This window comes from Streptomyces sp. NPDC008086 (genome assembly GCF_042957325.1).
Classification (GTDB): domain Bacteria; phylum Actinomycetota; class Actinomycetes; order Streptomycetales; family Streptomycetaceae; genus Streptomyces.
Genome location: NZ_JBIBIA010000005.1, coordinates 157,809 through 176,652, shown reverse-complemented (window position 1 = coordinate 176,652; position 18,844 = coordinate 157,809). Strand labels below are relative to the sequence as shown.

Annotated in this window: 18 protein-coding genes; 7 read left to right on the top strand and 11 right to left on the bottom strand. The window is 72.6% G+C overall.

All coding sequences use genetic code 11. The annotated features are described in order from the left end of the window. Positions 1-19: 19 nt before the first annotated feature. The 4 genes from ACFZBP_RS18715 to ACFZBP_RS18700 form a co-directional block, all read right to left on the bottom strand. Positions 20-1,234: a histidine kinase gene (locus ACFZBP_RS18715; protein WP_391414355.1), complete on the bottom strand. Its 1,215-nt coding sequence runs from the start codon at positions 1,232-1,234 to the stop codon at positions 20-22. Then, positions 1,231-2,943, bottom strand: coding sequence for a cation acetate symporter (locus tag ACFZBP_RS18710; protein ID WP_383453760.1), 1,713 nt, complete (start codon positions 2,941-2,943; stop codon positions 1,231-1,233). The genes ACFZBP_RS18715 and ACFZBP_RS18710 overlap by 4 nt, the downstream gene beginning before the upstream one ends. A gap of 179 nt (positions 2,944-3,122) precedes the next feature. Beyond that, positions 3,123-3,482 carry a hypothetical protein gene (locus ACFZBP_RS18705; protein WP_383453757.1) on the bottom strand — a complete coding sequence of 120 codons (360 nt, stop codon included), beginning with the start codon at positions 3,480-3,482 and terminating at the stop codon, positions 3,123-3,125. Positions 3,483-3,484: 2 nt separating this feature from the next. Further along, positions 3,485-4,249, bottom strand: a complete 765-nt coding sequence (locus ACFZBP_RS18700; RefSeq protein ID WP_383453755.1) for a LytR/AlgR family response regulator transcription factor — start codon at positions 4,247-4,249, stop codon at positions 3,485-3,487. Between the two features lie 89 nt (positions 4,250-4,338). Between ACFZBP_RS18700 and ACFZBP_RS18695 the strand changes: the two genes are divergently transcribed. The 6 genes from ACFZBP_RS18695 to ACFZBP_RS18670 all read left to right on the top strand — a co-directional run bounded on the left by ACFZBP_RS18695 (position 4,339) and on the right by ACFZBP_RS18670 (position 12,241). Next, complete coding sequence (locus tag ACFZBP_RS18695) at positions 4,339-4,854, top strand: Lrp/AsnC family transcriptional regulator (RefSeq protein ID WP_383453753.1); 516 nt, start codon at positions 4,339-4,341, stop codon at positions 4,852-4,854. A 123-nt stretch (positions 4,855-4,977) separates the two neighbouring features. After that, on the top strand, positions 4,978-5,790 hold the full coding sequence (ddaH, locus tag ACFZBP_RS18690; RefSeq protein WP_383453751.1) for a dimethylargininase: 813 nt from the start codon (positions 4,978-4,980) through the stop codon (positions 5,788-5,790). After that, on the top strand, positions 5,787-7,013 hold the full coding sequence (gene rocD / locus ACFZBP_RS18685) for an ornithine--oxo-acid transaminase (RefSeq protein WP_383453749.1): 1,227 nt from the start codon (positions 5,787-5,789) through the stop codon (positions 7,011-7,013). Before ddaH ends, rocD begins: the two co-directional genes overlap by 4 nt. Before the next feature lie 385 nt (positions 7,014-7,398). After that, positions 7,399-9,855: a SpoIIE family protein phosphatase gene (locus ACFZBP_RS18680; RefSeq protein WP_391414351.1), complete on the top strand. Its 2,457-nt coding sequence runs from the start codon at positions 7,399-7,401 to the stop codon at positions 9,853-9,855. 94 nt (positions 9,856-9,949) lie between these two features. Continuing rightward, positions 9,950-11,182, top strand: coding sequence for a SpoIIE family protein phosphatase (locus ACFZBP_RS18675; RefSeq protein WP_391414349.1), 1,233 nt, complete (start codon positions 9,950-9,952; stop codon positions 11,180-11,182). Between the two features lie 333 nt (positions 11,183-11,515). Then, positions 11,516-12,241 (top strand): lysophospholipid acyltransferase family protein, encoded by a 726-nt coding sequence (locus ACFZBP_RS18670; protein WP_383453743.1) that lies wholly within the window; start codon positions 11,516-11,518, stop codon positions 12,239-12,241. Here the strand turns inward: ACFZBP_RS18670 and ACFZBP_RS18665 are convergent. The 7 genes from ACFZBP_RS18665 to ACFZBP_RS18635 all read right to left on the bottom strand — a co-directional run bounded on the left by ACFZBP_RS18665 (position 12,234) and on the right by ACFZBP_RS18635 (position 17,666). Then, a complete protein-coding gene (locus ACFZBP_RS18665) occupies positions 12,234-13,013 on the bottom strand; it encodes an urease accessory protein UreD (RefSeq protein ID WP_391414347.1) in 780 nt (259 codons plus the stop codon). The genes ACFZBP_RS18670 and ACFZBP_RS18665 overlap by 8 nt on opposite strands. Beyond that, positions 13,001-13,684, bottom strand: a complete 684-nt coding sequence (gene ureG, locus ACFZBP_RS18660) for an urease accessory protein UreG (protein ID WP_391414345.1) — start codon at positions 13,682-13,684, stop codon at positions 13,001-13,003. The genes ACFZBP_RS18665 and ureG overlap by 13 nt, the downstream gene beginning before the upstream one ends. A 179-nt stretch (positions 13,685-13,863) precedes the next feature. Continuing rightward, complete coding sequence (locus tag ACFZBP_RS18655) at positions 13,864-14,538, bottom strand: urease accessory UreF family protein (protein ID WP_391414343.1); 675 nt, start codon at positions 14,536-14,538, stop codon at positions 13,864-13,866. Positions 14,539-14,572: 34 nt separating this feature from the next. After that, the gene (locus tag ACFZBP_RS18650; RefSeq protein ID WP_391414341.1) at positions 14,573-16,294 is read right to left on the bottom strand and encodes an urease subunit alpha; all 1,722 of its coding nucleotides are present in this window, start codon (positions 16,292-16,294) and stop codon (positions 14,573-14,575) included. After that, on the bottom strand, positions 16,287-16,598 hold the full coding sequence (locus ACFZBP_RS18645; RefSeq protein ID WP_383453733.1) for an urease subunit beta: 312 nt from the start codon (positions 16,596-16,598) through the stop codon (positions 16,287-16,289). The genes ACFZBP_RS18650 and ACFZBP_RS18645 overlap by 8 nt, the downstream gene beginning before the upstream one ends. A gap of 11 nt (positions 16,599-16,609) precedes the next feature. Continuing rightward, complete coding sequence (locus ACFZBP_RS18640) at positions 16,610-16,912, bottom strand: urease subunit gamma (RefSeq protein ID WP_010988499.1); 303 nt, start codon at positions 16,910-16,912, stop codon at positions 16,610-16,612. A 133-nt stretch (positions 16,913-17,045) separates the two neighbouring features. Next, positions 17,046-17,666: a TetR family transcriptional regulator gene (locus tag ACFZBP_RS18635; RefSeq protein WP_391414338.1), complete on the bottom strand. Its 621-nt coding sequence runs from the start codon at positions 17,664-17,666 to the stop codon at positions 17,046-17,048. A gap of 129 nt (positions 17,667-17,795) precedes the next feature. Here ACFZBP_RS18635 and ACFZBP_RS18630 point away from each other — a divergent pair, with 129 nt between their 5' ends. Beyond that, the gene (locus ACFZBP_RS18630; protein ID WP_391414336.1) at positions 17,796-18,818 is read left to right on the top strand and encodes an ABC transporter permease; all 1,023 of its coding nucleotides are present in this window, start codon (positions 17,796-17,798) and stop codon (positions 18,816-18,818) included. Positions 18,819-18,844 lie beyond the last annotated feature (26 nt).

Below are 18,844 nucleotides of genomic sequence, written 5' to 3'. Positions count from 1 at the left end.
CCCGGCGCCTGGGGCTGTCTCACTGCCTGTCGAGCCGCCCCGCGGAGTGCACGCCCGGCTGGTACTTCGGCAGCCGGGCGGTGATCTTCATGCCCGCTCCCGGGGCGGTCTCGATGACGAGGCCGTAGGCGTCGCCGTACACCTGTCGGAGCCGGTCGTCGACGTTGGACAGTCCGATGCCGCCCGACGGGCTGACCTCGCCCGCCAGGATGCGGCGCAGCAGGGCGGGGTCCATGCCGGCGCCGTCGTCCTCGATGACGACGAGGGCCTCGGCGCCCGCGTCCTGGGCGGTGATGCTGATGTGGCTCTTGCCCGCGAGCGCCTTCTTGCCCTCCAGGCCGTGTTTGACGGCGTTCTCCACGAGCGGCTGGAGGCAGAGGAAGGGCAGGGTGACCGGCAGTACCTCCGGGGCGATCTGGAGGGTGACGGAGAGGCGGTCGCCGAAGCGTGCCCGCACGAGCGCCAAGTAGTGGTCGATGGCGTGGAGTTCGTCGGCGAGGGTGGTGAAGTCGCCGTGCCTGCGGAAGGAGTAGCGGGTGAAGTCGGCGAACTCCAGAAGCAGTTCGCGGGCGCGCTCGGGGTCGGTGCGCACGAAGCTGGCGATCACGGCGAGCGAGTTGAAGATGAAGTGCGGGGAGATCTGGGCGCGCAGTGCCTTGATCTCGGCCTCGATGAGACGGGTGCGGGACTGGTCTAGGTCGGCCAGTTCCAGCTGGACGCTCACCCAGCGGGCGACCTCCCCGGCGGCCCGCACGAGCACGGCGGACTCGCGGGGCGCACAGGCCACGAGGGCGCCGTGGACGCGGTCGTCGACGGTGAGCGGGGCGACCACGGCCCAGCGCACGGGGCAGTCGGGGGTGTCGCAGGTCAGAGGGAAGGCCTCGCCACGGCCGGTGTCCAGGGGGCCGGCGAGGAGTTCCATGATCTCCGTACGGTGATGTCCGCCGACGCCGTCCCAGACGAGCACGTCCTTGTGGTCGGTGAGGCAGAGCGCGTCCGTGCCGAGCAGTGAGCGCAGTCGGCGGGCCGACTTGCGGGCGGTCTCCTCGGTGAGGCCTGCCCTGAGCGGGGGTGCGGCGAGGGAGGCGGTGTGCAGGGTCTCGAAGGTGGCGTGTTCGACGGGGGTGCCGAGGCCGCCGAGGTTCTGGGGGCGGGCGGTGCGCCGGCCGAGCCAGAAGCCGGCGGCGAGCAGCGGGAGGATCGCCACGCACAGGCCCGCGATGAATCCGCTCATGCCTTCACCTCCGCGCGCAGTTCCTCGGGCAGATGGAACCGTGCCAGGATCGCCGCCGTCCCGGCCGGGACGCGGCCCGGGGTGGCCAGCGACACCAGGATCATGGTGAGGAAGCCCAGCGGCACCGACCAGAGCGCGGGCCAGGCCAACAGCGCGTGCAGGGCTCCGGAGCCCGGGAAGCCGGCCATCGTCGCCGCCACCGCGAGCAGCGCCGAGCCGCCGCCGACCAGCATTCCGGCGGCCGCGCCGGGCGGGGTCAGGCGCCGCCACCAGATGCCGAGGACGAGCAGCGGGCAGAAGGACGACGCCGACACGGCGAAGGCGAGGCCCACCGCGTCGGCGACGGGCAGCCCGCCGACCAGGGCGCTCGCGGCGAGCGGAACGGCCATGGCGAGGACCGTGCCGAGCCGGAAGTGACGTACGCCCCGGGAGGGCAGGACGTCCTGGGTGAGGACGCCGGCGACGGCCATGGTCAGGCCCGAGGCCGTGGACAGGAACGCGGCGAAGGCGCCGCCCGCGACCAGCGCGCCGAGCAGGTCGCCGCCGAGGCCGCCGATCATCCGCTCGGGCAGCAGCAGCACGGCGGCGTCCGCGTCTCCGGCGAGGGTGAGTTCGGGGGCGTAGAGCCGGCCGAGGGCGCCGTAGACCGGGGGCAGCAGGTAGAAGGCGCCGATCAGGCCGAGGACGGCGACGGTGGTGCGGCGGGCGGCGACGCCGTGCGGGCTGGTGTAGAAGCGCACGACGACGTGCGGCAGGCCCATGGTGCCGAGGAAGGTGGCGAGGATCAGGCCGTACGTGGCGTACAGGGGGCGTTCGCCGCGGTTCTCGGCTTGGGAGGGCGAGAGGCTGCCGCTGCTGCCGCGGTCGGGTTCGGGGACGGGGGCGCCCTGGTCGAAGGTGAGGCGGGTGCCGGCCTCGATGTGGTGGGTGCCGACCGGGAGCCGGAGCTTGTGCTCCTCGTGGGTGCGGCCGTCGACGGTGCCGGTGACGGTGACCGTCAGGGGGCGGTCGAGTTTCAGGTCGAGGGTGTCGTCGACGCGGACGGCGCTCTGTTCGCGGAACGTCGCCGGTTCGTCGAAGGCGTGGCGAGGTGCGCCGTCGCCCTGCCAGGCGAGGATCAGGAAGAGGGCGGGGACGAGCAGGGCGGTGAGTTTGAGCCAGTACTGGAAGGCCTGGACGAAGGTGATGCTGCGCATGCCGCCGGCGGCGACGATGGCGACCACGACGACGGCGACGATCACTCCGCCGAGCCAGTCGGGTGCGTTCGTCAGTACGGTCAACGTCAGCCCGGCGCCCTGGAGTTGGGGCAGCAGGTACAGCCAGCCGGTGCCGACGACGAAGGCGCCCGCGAGCCGTCGTACCGCCTGGGAGGAGAGGCGGGCCTCGGCGAAGTCGGGGAGGGTGTAGGCGCCGGAGCGGCGCAGCGGGGCGGCGACGAACAGCAGCAGGACCAGGTAGCCGGCGGTGTAGCCGACCGGGTACCAGAGCATGTCCGGGCCCTGGACGAGGACCAGTCCGGCGATGCCGAGGAAGGAGGCCGCGGAGAGGTACTCGCCACTGATCGCGGCGGCGTTGAGGCGGGGACCGACGGTACGGGAGGCGACGTAGAAGTCGGAGGTGGTGCGGGAGATGCGCAGGCCGAAGGCGCCGACGAGGACGGTCGCGAGGACGACGAGGGCGACGGCGGGGACGGCGTAGCTGGAGTTCACGGCCTCATCGGTTCCTCTGTCTCAGCGGTCTCGGCGGGTCGGGCGAAGTCTGCTGCGGCTCCGTGGTCCCTGAAGGGGCGCGCGGCTGTGTCCATATGCGGCTCCGCCGCGTGGGCGCGACCAGCCACGAGGGCGCTGCGGACGATCGACGGCATGTCCCGGCCCTTCCAGCGGAGCGCTCAGCGGTCTTCGACGAGCCGTACGAAGTCCCGTTCGTTGCGCTCGGCGCGGCGTACGAACCAGCGGGCCAGCAGGACCAGGGGGGCGTAGAGGCCGAAGCCGAGGATCGCCCAGACCAGGTGCTGGGCGTCCGGCATCGCCGCGAAGAGCAGCGGCAGCGGGCCGACGAGGAGGCCGAGGACGGCGAACACGGTGAGGGCGGTGCGCAGTTGGGTGCGCATGAGGGAGCGGACGTAGGTGTGGCCGAGGGTGGTCTGTTCGTCGATCTCGGTGCGGGGCCGGTAGTAGCCGGAGACGCGGCGGGTCTGCCGGGGCGGGCCGGTGACGACGACACGGCGGTCGGCGGGGTTCTGGGGCATGGTCACGACCTCCGCATGAGCAGGTCCCGCAGTTCGCGGGCGTGGCGCCGGCTGACCTGGAGTTCCTCGGCGCCGACCATGACGCTGACGGAGCCCGCGTCCAGGCGGAGTTCGCCGATGTGGCGCAGGGCGACGAGGTGGCGGCGGTGGATGCGGACGAAGCCGCGGGAGCGCCAGCGCTCCTCCAGGGTGGACAGGGGGATGCGGACGAGGTGGCTGCCCTTGTCGGTGTGCAGGCGGGCGTAGTCGCCCTGCGCCTCGACATGGGTGATGTCGTCGACGGCGACGAAGCGGGTCACGCCGCCGAGCTCCACGGGTATGTGGTCGGGGTCGGGCTCGCTCACGGGTATGCGGGGCGTGGTGTCGCGCCGGGCGGCGTCGCGCTGTTCGACGGCGCGGCGGACCGCCTCGGCGAGCCGTTCCTTGCGGACGGGTTTGAGGACGTAGTCGACGGCCTTGAGGTCGAAGGCCTGCACGGCGAAGTCCTCGTGGGCGGTGACGAACACGACCAGCGGCGGGGTGGCGAACCCGGTCAGCAGCCGGGCCAGGTCCAGTCCGTCGAGACCGGGCATGTTGATGTCGAGGAAGACGACGTCGATCGCCTCGGGCCCGCCGGGCCCGGACTCCAGGGCGCGGTTGATGCGGCGCAGCGCCTCGGTCGCGTCGCCGGCGCCCTCGGCGCTGCCGACGCGGGGGTCGGCGTTCAGGAGGTAGAGGAGTTCCTCCAGCGAGGGGCGTTCGTCGTCGACAGCGAGGGCGCGCAGCATGAACCCGGAGTCTAGGAGCAATTCGCACGCTTGGACACGTGCTTCCGGTGCGCGTTCGCGCTGGGTGTCGGGCCGCTTACAGTGCCCTCATGAACAGCGGCGCGGCGTCCTTCGACGAACTCGACCGGAAGATCATCACCGCCCTGATGGCGAACGCCAGGACGAGCTTCGCGGAGATCGGCTCGAGCGTCGGGCTGTCCGCGACGGCGGTGAAGCGGCGCGTGGACCGGCTGCGCGACACGGGCGTGATCACCGGGTTCACGGCCACGGTGAAGCCGTCGGCGCTGGGCTGGCGTACGGAGGCGTACGTCGAGGTGTACTGCGAGGGCGCGGCCCCGCCGCGGCGGTTGGCGGAGGTGGTCCGCAACCATCCGGAGATCACCGCGGCGATGACGGTGACGGGGGGCGCGGACGCGCTGCTGCATGTGCGGGCGCGGGACGTGGAGCACTTCGAGGAGGTGCTGGAGCGCATCCGGGTCGAGCCGTTCATCCGCAAGACGATCAGTGTGATGGTGCTGTCCCATCTCATCCCGGAGAGTCCGGAGGCGGGCGCGAGCCAGCCCGTCCCCACGGCCGCCGAGAGCGACGCAGCAGACGTGCGCTGAACCGGCCGAAGACGCAGCGTTCCTGCGTGGACACGCACTTTCTGTTTCTTGTCGCTCGTCAGCCCGCTTTCTTACCTTGGTGTCAATCCTCATCAACACCGTAGGAAGCGGAGGGACCCCTCTGTGCCCGAAACCCGTGTGCCGCGCCGGCGGCGCTTCCTCGTCTGTGAACCCAGACATTTCGCCGTGCAGTACGCGATCAACCCCTGGATGCGGCCCGACGTCCGGGTGGACGTCGATCTGGCCCAGGAGCAGTGGCAGGCGCTGATCCGCGCCTACCGTTCCCACGGCCACTCGGTCGACACGCTGGAGCCGGTCGCCGGTCTCCCCGACATGGTGTTCGCCGCGAACTCGGCGGTCGTGGTCGGCGGCCGCGTCTTCGGCTCCCTCTTCCACGCGCCCGAGCGCCGCCCGGAGTCCACGCACTACGAGACGTGGTTCAAGACGGCGGGCTTCGACGTGTACCGGCCCGAGTCCGTCTGCGAGGGCGAGGGCGATCTGGTCTGGACGGGCCGGTACGTGCTGGCCGGCACCGGATTCCGGACGACCCGGGAGGCGCACCGCGAGGTGCAGGAGTTCTTCGGCCACCCGGTGATCAGCCTGACGCTGGTGGACCCGTACTTCTACCACCTGGACACGGCGCTGTTCGTGCTGGACGACGACAACATCGTCTACTACCCGGAGGCGTTCTCGCCGGGCAGCCGTGAGGTGCTCGCGCGGCTGTACCCGGACGCGGTGCTCGCCACCCGTGACGACGCGACCGCCTTCGGTCTGAACTCCGTGTCCGACGGTCGCCATGTCTTCATCGCGCCGCAGGCCGAGGCGCTCGCCGTGCGCCTGGACGAGCGCGGCTATGTCCCCGTCCCCGTCGACCTGTCGGAGTTCCGCAAGGCCGGCGGTGGCATCAAGTGCTGCACCCAGGAGATCCGCTCATGACCGCGCCCGCGCAGACCCGTACGACCCGTTCGTCCGCCGATCTGATCCGCGCCGAGGAGCCGGTCCTGGCGCACAACTACCACCCGCTGCCCGTGGTCGTGGCCCGTGCCGAGGGCACCTGGGTGGAGGACGTGGAGGGCCGCCGCTACCTCGACATGCTGGCGGGCTACTCGGCGCTGAACTTCGGCCACCGCCACCCGGCGCTGGTCGAGGCGGCGCACACGCAGCTGGACCGCCTGACCCTGACCTCCCGGGCGTTCCACAACGACCGGCTCGCCGAGTTCGCCGAGCGGCTGGCGGCGCTGACGGGCCTGGACATGGTGCTGCCGATGAACACGGGCGCCGAGGCGGTGGAGAGCGGCATCAAGGTGGCCCGCAAGTGGGCGTACGAGGTGAAGGGCGTCCCGGCCGACCGGGCGACGATCGTGGTCGCGGCGGACAACTTCCACGGCCGTACGACGACCATCGTGTCGTTCTCCACGGACGAGACCGCGCGGCAGGGCTTCGGCCCGTTCACGCCGGGCTTCCGGATCGTGCCGTACAACGACCTGGCGGCGCTGGAGGCGGCGGTCGACGAGACGACGGCGGCGGTGCTGCTGGAGCCGATCCAGGGCGAGGCGGGGGTCCTGATCCCCGACGAGGGCTATCTGGCCGGGGTCCGTGAGCTGACCCGCCGCGAGGGGTGCCTGTTCATCGCGGACGAGATCCAGTCGGGGCTCGGCCGTACGGGGCGCACGCTCGCCGTCGAGCACGAGTCGGTCGTGCCGGACATGCTGCTGCTCGGCAAGGCGCTGGGCGGCGGCATCGTGCCGGTGTCCGCGGTGGTGGCCGGCCGTGACGTGCTCGGGGTGCTGCGGCCGGGCGAGCACGGCTCGACGTTCGGCGGCAACCCGCTCGCCGCCGCGGTCGGCACGGCCGTGGTCGAGCTCCTGGAGACGGGCGAGTACCAGCGCCGCGCCGCCGAACTGGGCGTGGTCCTGCGCGGCGGCCTGTCGGCCCTGCTCGGCCGGGGCGTCGTCGGCTTCCGCGCGCGGGGCCTGTGGGCGGGCGTCGACATCGACCCGGCGGTCGGCACGGGCCGCGAGATCGGCGAACGCCTGATGCGCGAGGGCGTCCTGGTCAAGGACACCCACGGCTCCACCATCCGCCTGGCACCGCCTCTGACGATCACGGCGGAGGAGCTGACAGGGGCGTTGGGGGCGCTGGAGAAAGTACTGGCGTAAGCGCCCCGGGATACCGGCGGCCCGGCTCCCGAGCGGTTGGGGGGCCGGGCTGTCGGGGTAGGGGCCGGACTGCCGAGCGGCGGAGGCGGAATGAACAGGCCGAGCTCCACGGGTGAACGCCCCCGGACCCTTGCCCCTGGACCGCCCTGACGGTGGCCGTCCCGGCGCCCCGCGCCCGACCCGCCTCGTCCTCCGCTTGCCCGTACGCTCGCCGCGGCCCCGTCACCGATGACGCGTCCCCGCCCCTGCGGCACGCGGCCGCCGCCGCGCGAACCCCGCCGTCCACCACCCCACTCCCGGCCCCCGCAAAGAGGCAGCGGTGACCGGAAGGGTGAAGATGGGGACAAGAGGTGGTAGACCGCTCTCAGCGACAGAGAGGTCGGCCGTGGGCACACACGAGGAGCGGGGCGTTGCCGGGCAGGGGTTCGACGTGGCGGACGCCGCGCCTGTGCTGCTCGACGCGCGGGGTCTGGTGACGGCGTGGACCAGGAACGCGCAGCGGCTGCTGGCGTACACGGCATCCGAGACGGTCGGGAAGAGCGTCGGTGAGCTGCTGAGTGCCGAGGACGCGGGGCGGGTGCCGGAGCTGATCGAGCGGTGCCGCAGGGACGGCGGCTGGGCGGGGCTGCTGACCGCCCGGCACCGGGATGGCGCCCCGGTCCGGCTCATGGTGCGGATCACCTCGGCCCTGGACGCCCAGGGCCCGGCACGCTGGCTCGTGCTGCTGTCGGAGCTCGCGGACGCGCCCGGCTGGGACATGAGCCGCGCCACCCTGGAGCAGATGGTCACCCGCTCCCCCGTCGGCATAGCGATCGTCGACACGGACCTGCGCTACGTGTGGTCGAACGCGGCCCTCGCCCAGTACGGCGGCGGCCCACCGACCAACCGGCTCGGGCTGCGGCTCGCGGACGTCCAACCGGGTCTGGACGCCGAGTCCATCGAGGCGCAGATGCGGCAGGTGCTGGCGACGGGCGAACCGATCGTCGGCTACGAGCACGTGGGCCAAGCGCGCTCCGCCCCGCTGCGCGAGACCGCCCACATGATGTCGTTCACCCGGATCGACGACGGCGACGGCCATCCCACCGGCGTGTACTACACGGTGGAGGACATCACCGACCGCCATCGCGCCCGGCAGCGGCTGGCCCTGCTCGACCGGGCCGGTGAGCGCATCGGCCGTACGCTCGACATCACGCGCACCGCCCAGGAGCTGGCCGACGTGGCCGTACCGGGACTCGCCGACCTGGTCACCGTGGATCTGCTGGAGTCGGTGCTGCGGGGCGGGGAGCCGGCCGCCGGGCCGCTGGGCGAGACGGCTTCGGTGCCGCTGCGCCGCGCGGGGCAGCGTTCGGTCACCCGGAGCGTGCCGGAGGCCGTCGTCGACATCGGCGAGGTGGTCACGTATCCGGCGGGGTCGCCGCCGATCCGCTGTCTCAGGACGGCACGGTCCTGGCGCGAGGAGCGACTGGACCCGCTGGGCGAGGCGTGGGCCGAGCACGCGCGCGGCGGGCGGACCGCGATCTTCCTCGAACTGGGCCTGCACAGCGTGATGATCGTGCCGATCCGCGCGCGGGGCGTCACCCTCGGTCTCACCACGTTCTTCCGGCGCCACCGCCAGGAGCCGTTCGAGGAGGGCGACCTGAACCTCGCCGAGGACCTCGTCTCCCGGGCCGCGGTCTGTGTCGACAACGCCCGGCGATACACCCGCGAACGCGACGCCGCCCTGGTGCTCCAGCGCAGCCTGCTGCCGCACCGGCTGCCCGAGCAGGACGCGCTGGAGGTGTCCGCCTGCTACCGGCCCGCCGACGAGCTGACCGGCCTCGGCGGCGACTGGTACGACGTCATCCCGCTGTCCGGCGCCCGGGTCGCCCTGGTGGTGGGCGAGGTGCCCGGGCACGGCATCGACGCCGCGGCGGCGATGGGGCGGCTGCGGACGGCCGTACGCACTCTCGCGCTGCTGGACCTGCCACCCGAGGAGGTGCTGGCCCATCTGGACGACCTGGTGGCGCGCTCGGCCCGGGAGGAGGGCGTGCAGACGGACGCGGAGGCTGCCGTCGCCCAGTCCGTGGGCTCGGGGTGCGTGTACGTCGTCTACGACCCGGTCGACGGGCAGTGCACCATGGCGGCGGCGGGCCATCCCGCGCCGGCCGTCGTGCTGCCCGACGGTGACGTCACCTTCGTGGATCTGCCGCAGGGCGCGTCGCTCGGCGTGGGCGGCCCCCCGTACGAGTCGGTCGAGCTGGCCCTGGCGGCGGGCAGCACGCTCGCGCTGCACACCGACGGTCTGCTGGCGCACGGGGACGACTGGGCGGTGGACGCCGACCGGGACCGGCTGCGGCGGGCCCTGGAGCGGCACGCGGCCTCGCTCGACCTGCACTGCCGGACGGTGGTCGACGCCCTGACCCCGGCCCGCCCGCACGACGACGTGGCCCTGCTGATGGCGCGCACCCGGCTGCTGGGCACCGAGCAGGTCGCCGACTGGGACCTGCCGTCCGACCCGGCCGCGGTCGCCGACGCCCGCAAGACGGCGGCCCGGATGCTGACGGAGTGGGGTCTCGAGGAGCTGGCCTTCACGACGGAACTGGTCGTCAGCGAGCTGGTCACCAACGCGATCCGGTACGCCACCGGCCCCATCCGGCTGCGGCTGATCAGGGAGCGCGCGCTGGTCTGCGAGGTCTTCGACGGCGGCGCCACCGCCCCGCATCTGCGGCATCCGCGCACGACCGACGAGGGCGGGCGCGGGCTGCTGCTTGTCTCCCAGGTCACCCAGCGCTGGGGCACGCGTTTCGTCCCGGAGGGGAAGATCATCTGGGCCGAGCAGTCACTGACGGATCCGACGCCCTGACCTGCCGGATCGGAGCAGATGTAGTAGATCGGTACATACATCGTACAGCGTGGGAAACTGGTCGGATCCCGGTGGTGAGGCGGGAGCGGGAGCCATGGACGAGAAGGCGATCGACTACGAGGCGGTGTTCCAGGGCCTGCCCGGGATGGTGGCGCTGCTGACCCCGGAGCTGGTCTACGTCGACGCGAACGAGGACTTCCAGCGCCTGTCCGGCCGCAGCCGCGCCGAGCTGGTGGGCCGGTACATCTTCGACGTCTTCCCCGACAACCCCAACGACCCCGCCGCCACCGGAATGCGCGACCTCCGGGCGTCCATGCTGCGCGTGGTGGCCACCGGCGAGCGCGACACGATGGCGCTCCAGCGCTACGACGTGGAGGATCCCGAGCGCCCGGGCCACTGGGAGGAGCGCTACTGGAGCCCGATCAACGCGCCGGTCCTCGGCCCCGGCGGACGGGTCACGTTCGTCCTGCACCGGGTCGAGGAGGTCACCGAGCTCATCCGCCTGCGGGGCGGCGCGGGTGGTGACAGCCGGGCGCGGGTCCTGGAGGCCGAGCTGTACACCCGTGCCCGCGAGCTCCAGGAGCTCAACGACCGGCTGCGGCAGGCGCACGCCCGGGAGCGCGAGGTGGCCCTCGCCCTCCAGGAGGCGATGCTGCCCGCCCGCAGGCAGGTGCACAACCACCGGGCCGCCGTGCGCTATCGGCCCGCGGTCGGCGCGCTGAACGTGTGCGGCGACTGGTACGACCTGATCGACCTGGTGGGCGGCAACCGCATCGGCGTGTCCGTGGGCGACGTGGTCGGGCACGGCCTGGAGGCGGCCGGCGTGATGGGCCAGCTGCGCAGCGCGCTCAGCGCCACCTCCCGCGTCGCCGACGGCCCGGCGCAGGCGCTGGACGTGCTGGGGCGGTACGCCCATGTCGTCGACGGCGCCGAGTCGGCCACCGTGGTCACGACGTTCATCGACTTCGACGCCCGCACGATCGCCTACAGCAGCGCGGGCCACCCGCCGCCCGTCCTCGTCCACCCCGACGGGGGCGTGGAGTTCCTCGACCAGGCCACCGACACCCCGCTGGACGCGCGCCCCGACCCGATCCCGAGACCGCAGGCCGTCACCACGTACACCCACGGTGCCACGCTCGCGCTCTACACCGACGGCCTGATCGAACGCCGCCGCGAGGACATCGACACGGGGCTGAGCCGCCTGGCCGACTCCCTGGTCCGCCATCGCACGTCCGATCCCGAGCCCCTCGCCGACGCCGTCCTGCTGGAGCTGCTGCCTCCGGGCGGCGCGACGGACGACACGGCCCTGATCATCGTGCGGCTGTGACGGGGCCATGGCGAACGAGCAGAGACGAGGATTCCCCGCAAGGGCGGCCGCCCTGCCACCGGGCGATCACGATCACGCCAAACCGCACCACCGGGTTGCCGCGCACCAACCCCGGACACCAGGCTGGTCCGGCGGCCCCTCCCCACCCGCGAACCATCCCGCCCACAGCACTCCTGACCCCCAGTCAGGAAACCGCACGGGCGGCACACGTCCGACCCGACCCAGTTCCGGCCTGTCCCGCCTGCGCCTACACTGGCAGCCCCACGGCACGCTGGTTGACCTGCCAGAACACGGCGGCTGGAGCTGAACCCGCCGGAGTGAGGAGCGACCCCCTTGTTCTACTACGTACTGAAATACGTGTTGTTGGGACCTCTGCTGAGACTGGTCTTCCGGCCCCGAATAGAAGGCCTGGAGCACGTACCGGCGACGGGCGCGGCCATCGTCGCCGGCAACCACCTGTCGTTCTCGGACCACTTCCTGATGCCGGCGATGCTCAAGCGGCGCATCACCTTCCTGGCGAAGAAGGAGTACTTCACCGGCCCCGGCCTCAAGGGCCGCCTGACCGCCGCCTTCTTCCGCAGCGCCGGCCAGATCCCCGTCGACCGCACAGGCAAGGAGGCGGGCCAGGCCGCGATCCGTGAGGGCCTCGGCGTGCTGAGCAAGGACGAGCTCCTCGGCATCTACCCGGAGGGCACCCGCTCGCACGACGGCCGCCTCTACAAGGGCAAGGTCGGCGTCGCGGTGATGGCCCTCAAGGCCGGGGTTCCGGTCATCCCCTGCGCGATGATCGGCACCTTCGAGGCGCAACCGCCGGGCAAGGTCATCCCCAACCTCCACCCGGTCACCATCCGCTTCGGCAAGCCCCTCGACTTCTCCCGCTACGCCGGCATGGAGAACGAGAAGGCGATCCTGCGCGCCGTCACCGACGAGATCATGTACGCCATCCTGTCCCTGTCCGAGCAGGAGTACGTCGACCAGTACGCGGCCGTCGCCAAGGCCGAGGAGGCCGCGGCCAAGGTGGAGAAGGAACGCAAGTTCCCGCGGCTGCCGATCAGTTGACGGGGTCGAGGGACGCCAGCGCCTCGTCGAGCAGCCGGCGCAGCCGCAGGGCGTCCGGCGCGACCGCGGTCACCAGTGCGGCGGGCCCGGCGAGGGGCATCACGGCGGCGTGGTCCCCCAGCACCCGGGCCGCCACCGGAGTTCCTTCGAACTCAGGCCGTACGACGAGGAGTTGACCCACGGCGCCGTGTCCACCGAGCCCCGCGGGCCCGTCCCAGCCGCCCGGCGCTCCGGGACCGCAGGCCAGCTCCTGGTCCAGGACGACACGATCGGCCACCCGCACCCGGAGCCGGCTGGTGAGCCGACCCGGCTCCTCACCGACCCGCCCGAGCACCTGCTCCTCTCGCAGCACGAGCCGGCCGCCCGCGCCCACGTCGGCGTGGGTCGTGACGTACAGGTCACTGCCCCGGGCGGAGATCAACTGCTCGGGCAGCCAGTGCAGTTCGGCCCCGTCGGCCACCGACAGCCGTACGTCGTACCGCGCCTCACCCTTGCTCTGGCCCGGCAGGGCGATCGTGGCCGCCGCCGACCCGACGCGCAGTCGGGCACCGGGCTCCACGTCGGCCTCCACCGTGAAGTGGTCACCGCCGAGGGGCCCGCTCATCGCGCCGACGACCACGACGCGCGCCTCGGCGCCGCTCGCCCGCGTCCGTCTCAGCGCGAGCGGCCCGTCGCTGTCCAGCACGGGCAGCGACGTACCACCCCGCCCGTCCTCCCGGGCGACGATCCGCGCGACGGCCCGGACCCCACCGGTCACGCTCACGCCGTCCACGCCGCGAGTCGCGCCCGCACCCAGTCGGCGACGTCCTGCACGCCGGGCTCGCTCCGCAGCGACTGGAAGACGACCGGCAGCTCGGCCCGCTGCGCCTTGGCGTCGGCCGCCATCCGGGCCAGGTCGGAACCGACGTAGGGCGCGAGGTCGGTCTTGTTGACGACGAGCAGATCGGCGGTGGTGACGCCAGGTCCCCCCTTGCGGGGGATGTCGTCCCCACCGGCGACGTCGATCACGAAGATCTGCGCGTCCACGAGCCCCTTGGAGAAGGTGGCGGTGAGGTTGTCCCCGCCGGACTCGACGAGGATGAGGTCGAGGGGGCCGATCGCGTCCTCCAGGTCCTCGACGGCCTCGAGGTTCGCGGAGATGTCGTCCCGGATCGCCGTGTGCGGACAGGCCCCCGTCTCCACGGCCGTGATCCGCTCGGGCGGCAGCACGGCCTCCCGCAGCAGGAACTCGGCATCCTCCCGCGTGTAGATGTCGTTCGTGACGACGGCGAGGGAGAGCTCGTCGCGCAGTGTCCGGCACAGCGCGGCGACGGTGGCCGTCTTACCGGACCCGACGGGCCCGCCCAGGCCGATGCGCAGCGCCCGGCGCGTTCCGTCGGGACGGTGCGCGTCGGCGCTGACGGCGGAGGGACCGTCGTGGGTGTGAGCGTGGTCGAGATGCATGGAAGCGGCTCCAATGGTCTTTGAGTCTGTCGGTGGCTGGAGGCCCCCAGCCCGTCCGGCGTTTGCGGACGAGGCCCGAAGGGCCGACAGCGGGGTCCGGGGGCGCAGCCCTCAGCGGGGGGCGAAGGGGCGAAGCCCCTTCAGGGAGGGGACGGGTAGGGGCGGCGGGTGGCGAACCCCTACGAGGCGAACAACCGCACGGCCCAAGCGGCATGCACCTCCGCCCCGACCTCCAACAGCGGAGCGGAAGCCGCGGGCAACTCGTCGACCCCGCCCCCGACGACCCGCCGCCCCGCCTCCACCGCCCGGTCCACGACCAGGTCCACCGCCGGCGCCAGCCGCGCCAACACCCCCGTGGCGTCGAACGGATCAAGAGACAGCAACCGCACCGTCGCACTCGCCGGCCCACTCACACTCTCGTAAGCCGCGCAGTAAGCCGCCTCGACCGCCCCCAACCCCGCCGCCCGCGCGGCGATCCCCAGCACCACCGGCTGATGCGCCCCCTTCGGAAACCGCCGGGCGAGATCGTCCAGCTCACCGGACGGCCACGTCGCCCGAGCGGCTCGCGTCAACTGCCGCCCCAGCTTCCGCGCGGCCACCCGCAACGCGGGCGACGGCGTCCGGGCATCGGCCGCCGCGTCCAGCGCCACCGCGTCCACCCCGACCGCGGCCGCCGCGGCGATCGAGGCCGCGACCAGCCCCGCCGTGTGCAACCGCCCCCGGCAGAACTCCTCCAGGCTCGCGGCCCCCGTGATCCGCCCCGCCCTGACGGCCTCCTCCGCCCCGCCGGAGTGCGCGTGCCCCCCGGCGGGAAAGCGGCCGTCGGCGAGAACCAGAAGTGCTGTCCGCGACATCAGAACCCAGCCACCGAACTCATCTCAACGCCCCTCAGAACAGGAAGTACCGCTGCGCCATGGGCAGTTCGGCGGCAGGCGTGGCCTCCACCAGTTCCCCGTCGACGTGCACGGCGAAGCTGTCGGGATCGACCCTCACCTCGGGCCGCGCGTCGTTCTGCCGCATGTCGGCCTTAGTGACCCCACGCGTCGACTCGATGGCCACGAACCGCTTGCCGAGCTGGAGCCGCTCGGGGAGCCCGTCCTCGATGGCGAGCGGCGCCACGAAGTTGAACGAGTTGGCGGCGGGCGCCCGCCCGATCGCCCCGTACATCGGCCGCGGCAGAATCGGCTGCGGCGTCGGGATCGAGGCGTTGGCGTCGCCCATCTGCGCGTACGCGATCTGCCCGCCCTTGATGACGAGGTGAGGCTTGACACCGAAGAACGCCGGCTCCCACAGCACCAGGTCGGCGAGCTTGCCGGTCTCCACGGAGCCGATCTCGCGGGCCAGTCCCTGCGCGAGCGCCGGGTTGATCGTGTACTTGGCCACGTACCGCCGCACCCGCAGGTTGTCGGCCCGCCCGTCGCCGGGCAGCGCACCCCGTCGACGCTTCATCACGTGCGCGGTCTGCCAGGTCCGCATGACGACCTCGCCCACCCGGCCCATGGCCTGCGCGTCCGACGAGATGATCGAGATGGCGCCCAGGTCGTGCAGGACGTCCTCGGCGCCGATCGTCGACGGCCGGATCCGCGACTCGGCGAAGGCGAGGTCCTCGGGCACGGCGGCGTTCAGGTGGTGGCACACCATCAGCATGTCGAGGTGTTCCTCGGCGGTGTTGACGGTGAACGGCCGTGTCGGGTTGGTCGAGCTGGGCAGCACGTGCGCCTCGGAGACGACGGTCATGATGTCGGGCGCGTGCCCGCCGCCGGCGCCCTCGGTGTGGTACGCGTGGATGCCGCGTCCGGCGATGGCCGCCAGCGTGTCGCCGACGAAGCCCGCCTCGTTCAGGGTGTCCGTGTGGATGGCGACCTGGATGCCGGTCTGGTCGGCGACGGTCAGCGAGGCGTCGATGACGGCGGGCGTGGAGCCCCAGTCCTCGTGCAGCTTCAGCCCGAGCGCGCCCCCTCGGATCTGCGAGAGCATCGCCTCGTGGGAGACGGTGTTGCCCTTGCCGAGGAAGCCGATGTTGAGCGGGTACTGCTCCATCGCCTCCAGCATCCGGGCCAGGTGCCACGGGCCGGGGGTGACGGTGGTGGCCTTGGAGCCCTCGGCGGGTCCGGTGCCGCCGCCGACGAGGGTGGTGATGCCGGAGGACAGTGCCTCGTCGGCGATCTGCGGGCAGATGAAGTGGACGTGCGCGTCTATGGCGCCGGCCGTCAGGATCCGCCCGTTGCCGGCGATGATCTCGGTCTCGGGGCCGATGACGAGGTCGGGGTGGACGCCGTCCATGGTGTCGGGGTTGCCGGCCTTGCCGATGCCGGTGATCCGGCCGTCGCGGATGCCGACGTCGGCCTTGACGATGCCCCAGTGGTCGATGATCACGACGCCGGTGATCACCGTGTCGGGGGTGCCTTCGGCGCGCGTGGCCCGGGACTGGCCCATGGACTCGCGGATGACCTTGCCGCCGCCGAACACGGCCTCGTCCCCGGCGAGTCCGGGACCGCCGGAACGATCCTCCTCGATCTCGACCAGCAGATCGGTGTCGGCGAGCCGGATACGGTCACCGGTCGTCGGCCCGAACAGGTCGGCGTACGCGGCGCGGGAGATCTCAGGCATCGAGGGCACCTCCGGTCTCGCCGCGCAGTCCGGGCACCACACGGGCGCCGGTCAGCGGGACGAGTTCGACGTCGACGGGGATCCCGGGCTCGAAGCGCACGGCGGTGCCGGCGGCGACGTTGAGCCGCTTGCCGCGGGCGGCCGTGCGGTCGAACTCCAGGCCGGGGTTGGCCTCGGCGAAGTGGTAGTGGGAGCCGACCTGGACGGGCCGGTCGGCGGCGTTGAGGACGGTGAGGCGGGTGACGTCACGGCCCTCGTTGTAGGCGATCGGGCCGTCGGCGAAGAGGATCTCTCCGGGAATCATCGAGGCCCCCGTCAGACGATCGGGTCGTGGACGGTGACGAGCTTGGTGCCGTCCGGGAAGGTCGCCTCGACCTGGACGTCGTGGATCATCTCGGGGATGCCCTCCATGACGTCGTCCCTGGTGAGCAGCTTGCGTCCGGAGGACATGAGCTCGGCGACGGTCCGGCCGTCCCGGGCGCCCTCGAGGATGTGCGACGTGATGAGGGCGACCGCCTCCGGGTGGTTCAGCTTCAGGCCGCGGGCCCGGCGCTTCTCGGCCACGTCGGCCGCCACATGGATGAGCAGCCTCTCTTGCTCGTGCGGGGTCAGTTGCACGTCCCACCTCACAGTCCTCGCTCCGGACCGTGCGGGGCCCGGGTTGCCGCGGCCACGGGGCAAACTGCCTGGTGGCGTGGATGGGCAGGCTAGTTGGACCGCGTTTCGGGCACGTTAACCGAGCTGTGACCTCTCAGGCGTCGGCCGGCATGCTCATCAGGGCCCGCAGCCCGTCCTGGAGGACCTCCACCGGCGCCGCCCCGAACAGGGCCTGCTGGGCGACGAATCCCTGGACCGTGGCGATCATGGTGCGCGCGACATGGTCGGCGGGGATGTCCGACCGCATCATCCCGGCGTCCTGGTAGGTCTCGACGGCCCGCACCCAGCTCTCGCGCAGCTCGGTGTACACGTCGGTCAGCACGGCCGCGAGTTCCTCGTTGCGCACGGTCTCCGACCACACCTGCACGATCAGCCGCGGGAAGAGCGGCTCCCCCTCGGCGTTCAGGGACGACCAGACGCGCAGCGTCCGGCCCATGACCAGGCCGACCGCCTGGTCCGGCGGGGGCGGCGGGCTCTGCCGGGTGACGTCGGCGAAGCCGGCGCGGATCTCACCGAGCACCTCTTTGACGATCGCGGCGATCAGCTCGTCCTTACCGCTGAAGTAGCGGTAGACCGCTCCGGCCGAGAGGTCGACCTCCTTGAGCACGTCCTGCATGGACGTGGCGTGAAAGCCGTTGCGGGCGAAGAGCCGGGCGGCGCCGTCGAGGATCTGGCGGCGGCGGGCGTCGAGGTGCTCCTGGGATACGCGTGCCATGACCGAAACGTAAAACGAACATTCCTTCTTGACAAGCGCCGACCGCCGGGAGCACGGTGGACCCACTAGAAAAACGAACGATCCTTCTTTTTAAATCGGACCGGTTTCAGATCCGACCCGGGAGCCCTCATGTCCACCCCCTCCGCTACGCCGCCCAGGCCCGCCGCCTCGCATCGGCACCTGGTCGCCGTCGTCGTCCTGGTCCCCGTCCTCGCCGCGCTCGCCCTGTGGGCCTTCGCCTGGCCGGCCGCCCGCACCGCTCCCCGCGACCTGCCGCTCGCCGTGGCCGGGCCGACCGCCGCCACGGCCCAGGTGGAGCGGCAACTCGCCGGGCACCAGGGCGCGTTCGAGATCCACCGCTACGCCGACGAGGCCGCCGCCCGGGAGGCCGTCGAGGACCGGACCGTATACGGCGCGGTCGTCGTCACCCCGCAGGGCCCGAAGCTGCTGACCGCGTCGGCCGCGAGCCCGGCCGTCGCCCAGCTGCTCCAGCAGGCCGTGGCACAGCAGGCCGCCGCCGAGGGCACGGAGGTCAGCACGGTCGACGTCGTTCCCGCGCCAGCGTCGGACCCGCGCGGCGCCGCCCTCACCGCGAGCGTCCTGCCGCTGGCTCTGGCCGGTATGGCGGCCGGCGCGGCGGTGACCCTGCTCGGGCTGCGGGGCGTCCGGGCCGTGAGCGCGCTGGTCGGTGCCGCCGCCCTGATCGGCGTGATCGCGACCGCGCTCGCGCACAGCTGGCTGGGCGTGCTCGGCGGTGACTGGTGGGCGGAGGCGGGCGTGTTCGCGCTGACCACACTGGCCGTGAGCGCGGCCGTCGCCGGTCTCGCCGCCCTCGTCGGGCCTGCCGGCGTCGGGATCATGGCCGCGGTCGTGATGCTGGTCGGCAACCCCTTCTCCGGAGCCGCCTCGGCGCCGCAGATGCTGCCCGCGCCGGTCGGCGCGGTCGGCCAGTGGCTGCCGCCGGGCGCGGGCACGACCCTGCTGCGCTCGGTGTCCTTCTTCGACGGCGCCGCGGCGACCGGCCCCGCCCTGACGCTCGCCTGGTGGGCCGCGCTCGGCCTGGGGGCCGTGATGCTGGGCCACGCCCTGAGGAAGGCGCGTACGACGCTCACCGAACCCACGGCCGAGCGGGAGCCGGCCACCGTCGGCTGACGGACCGGCACACCGAAGCGACCGTG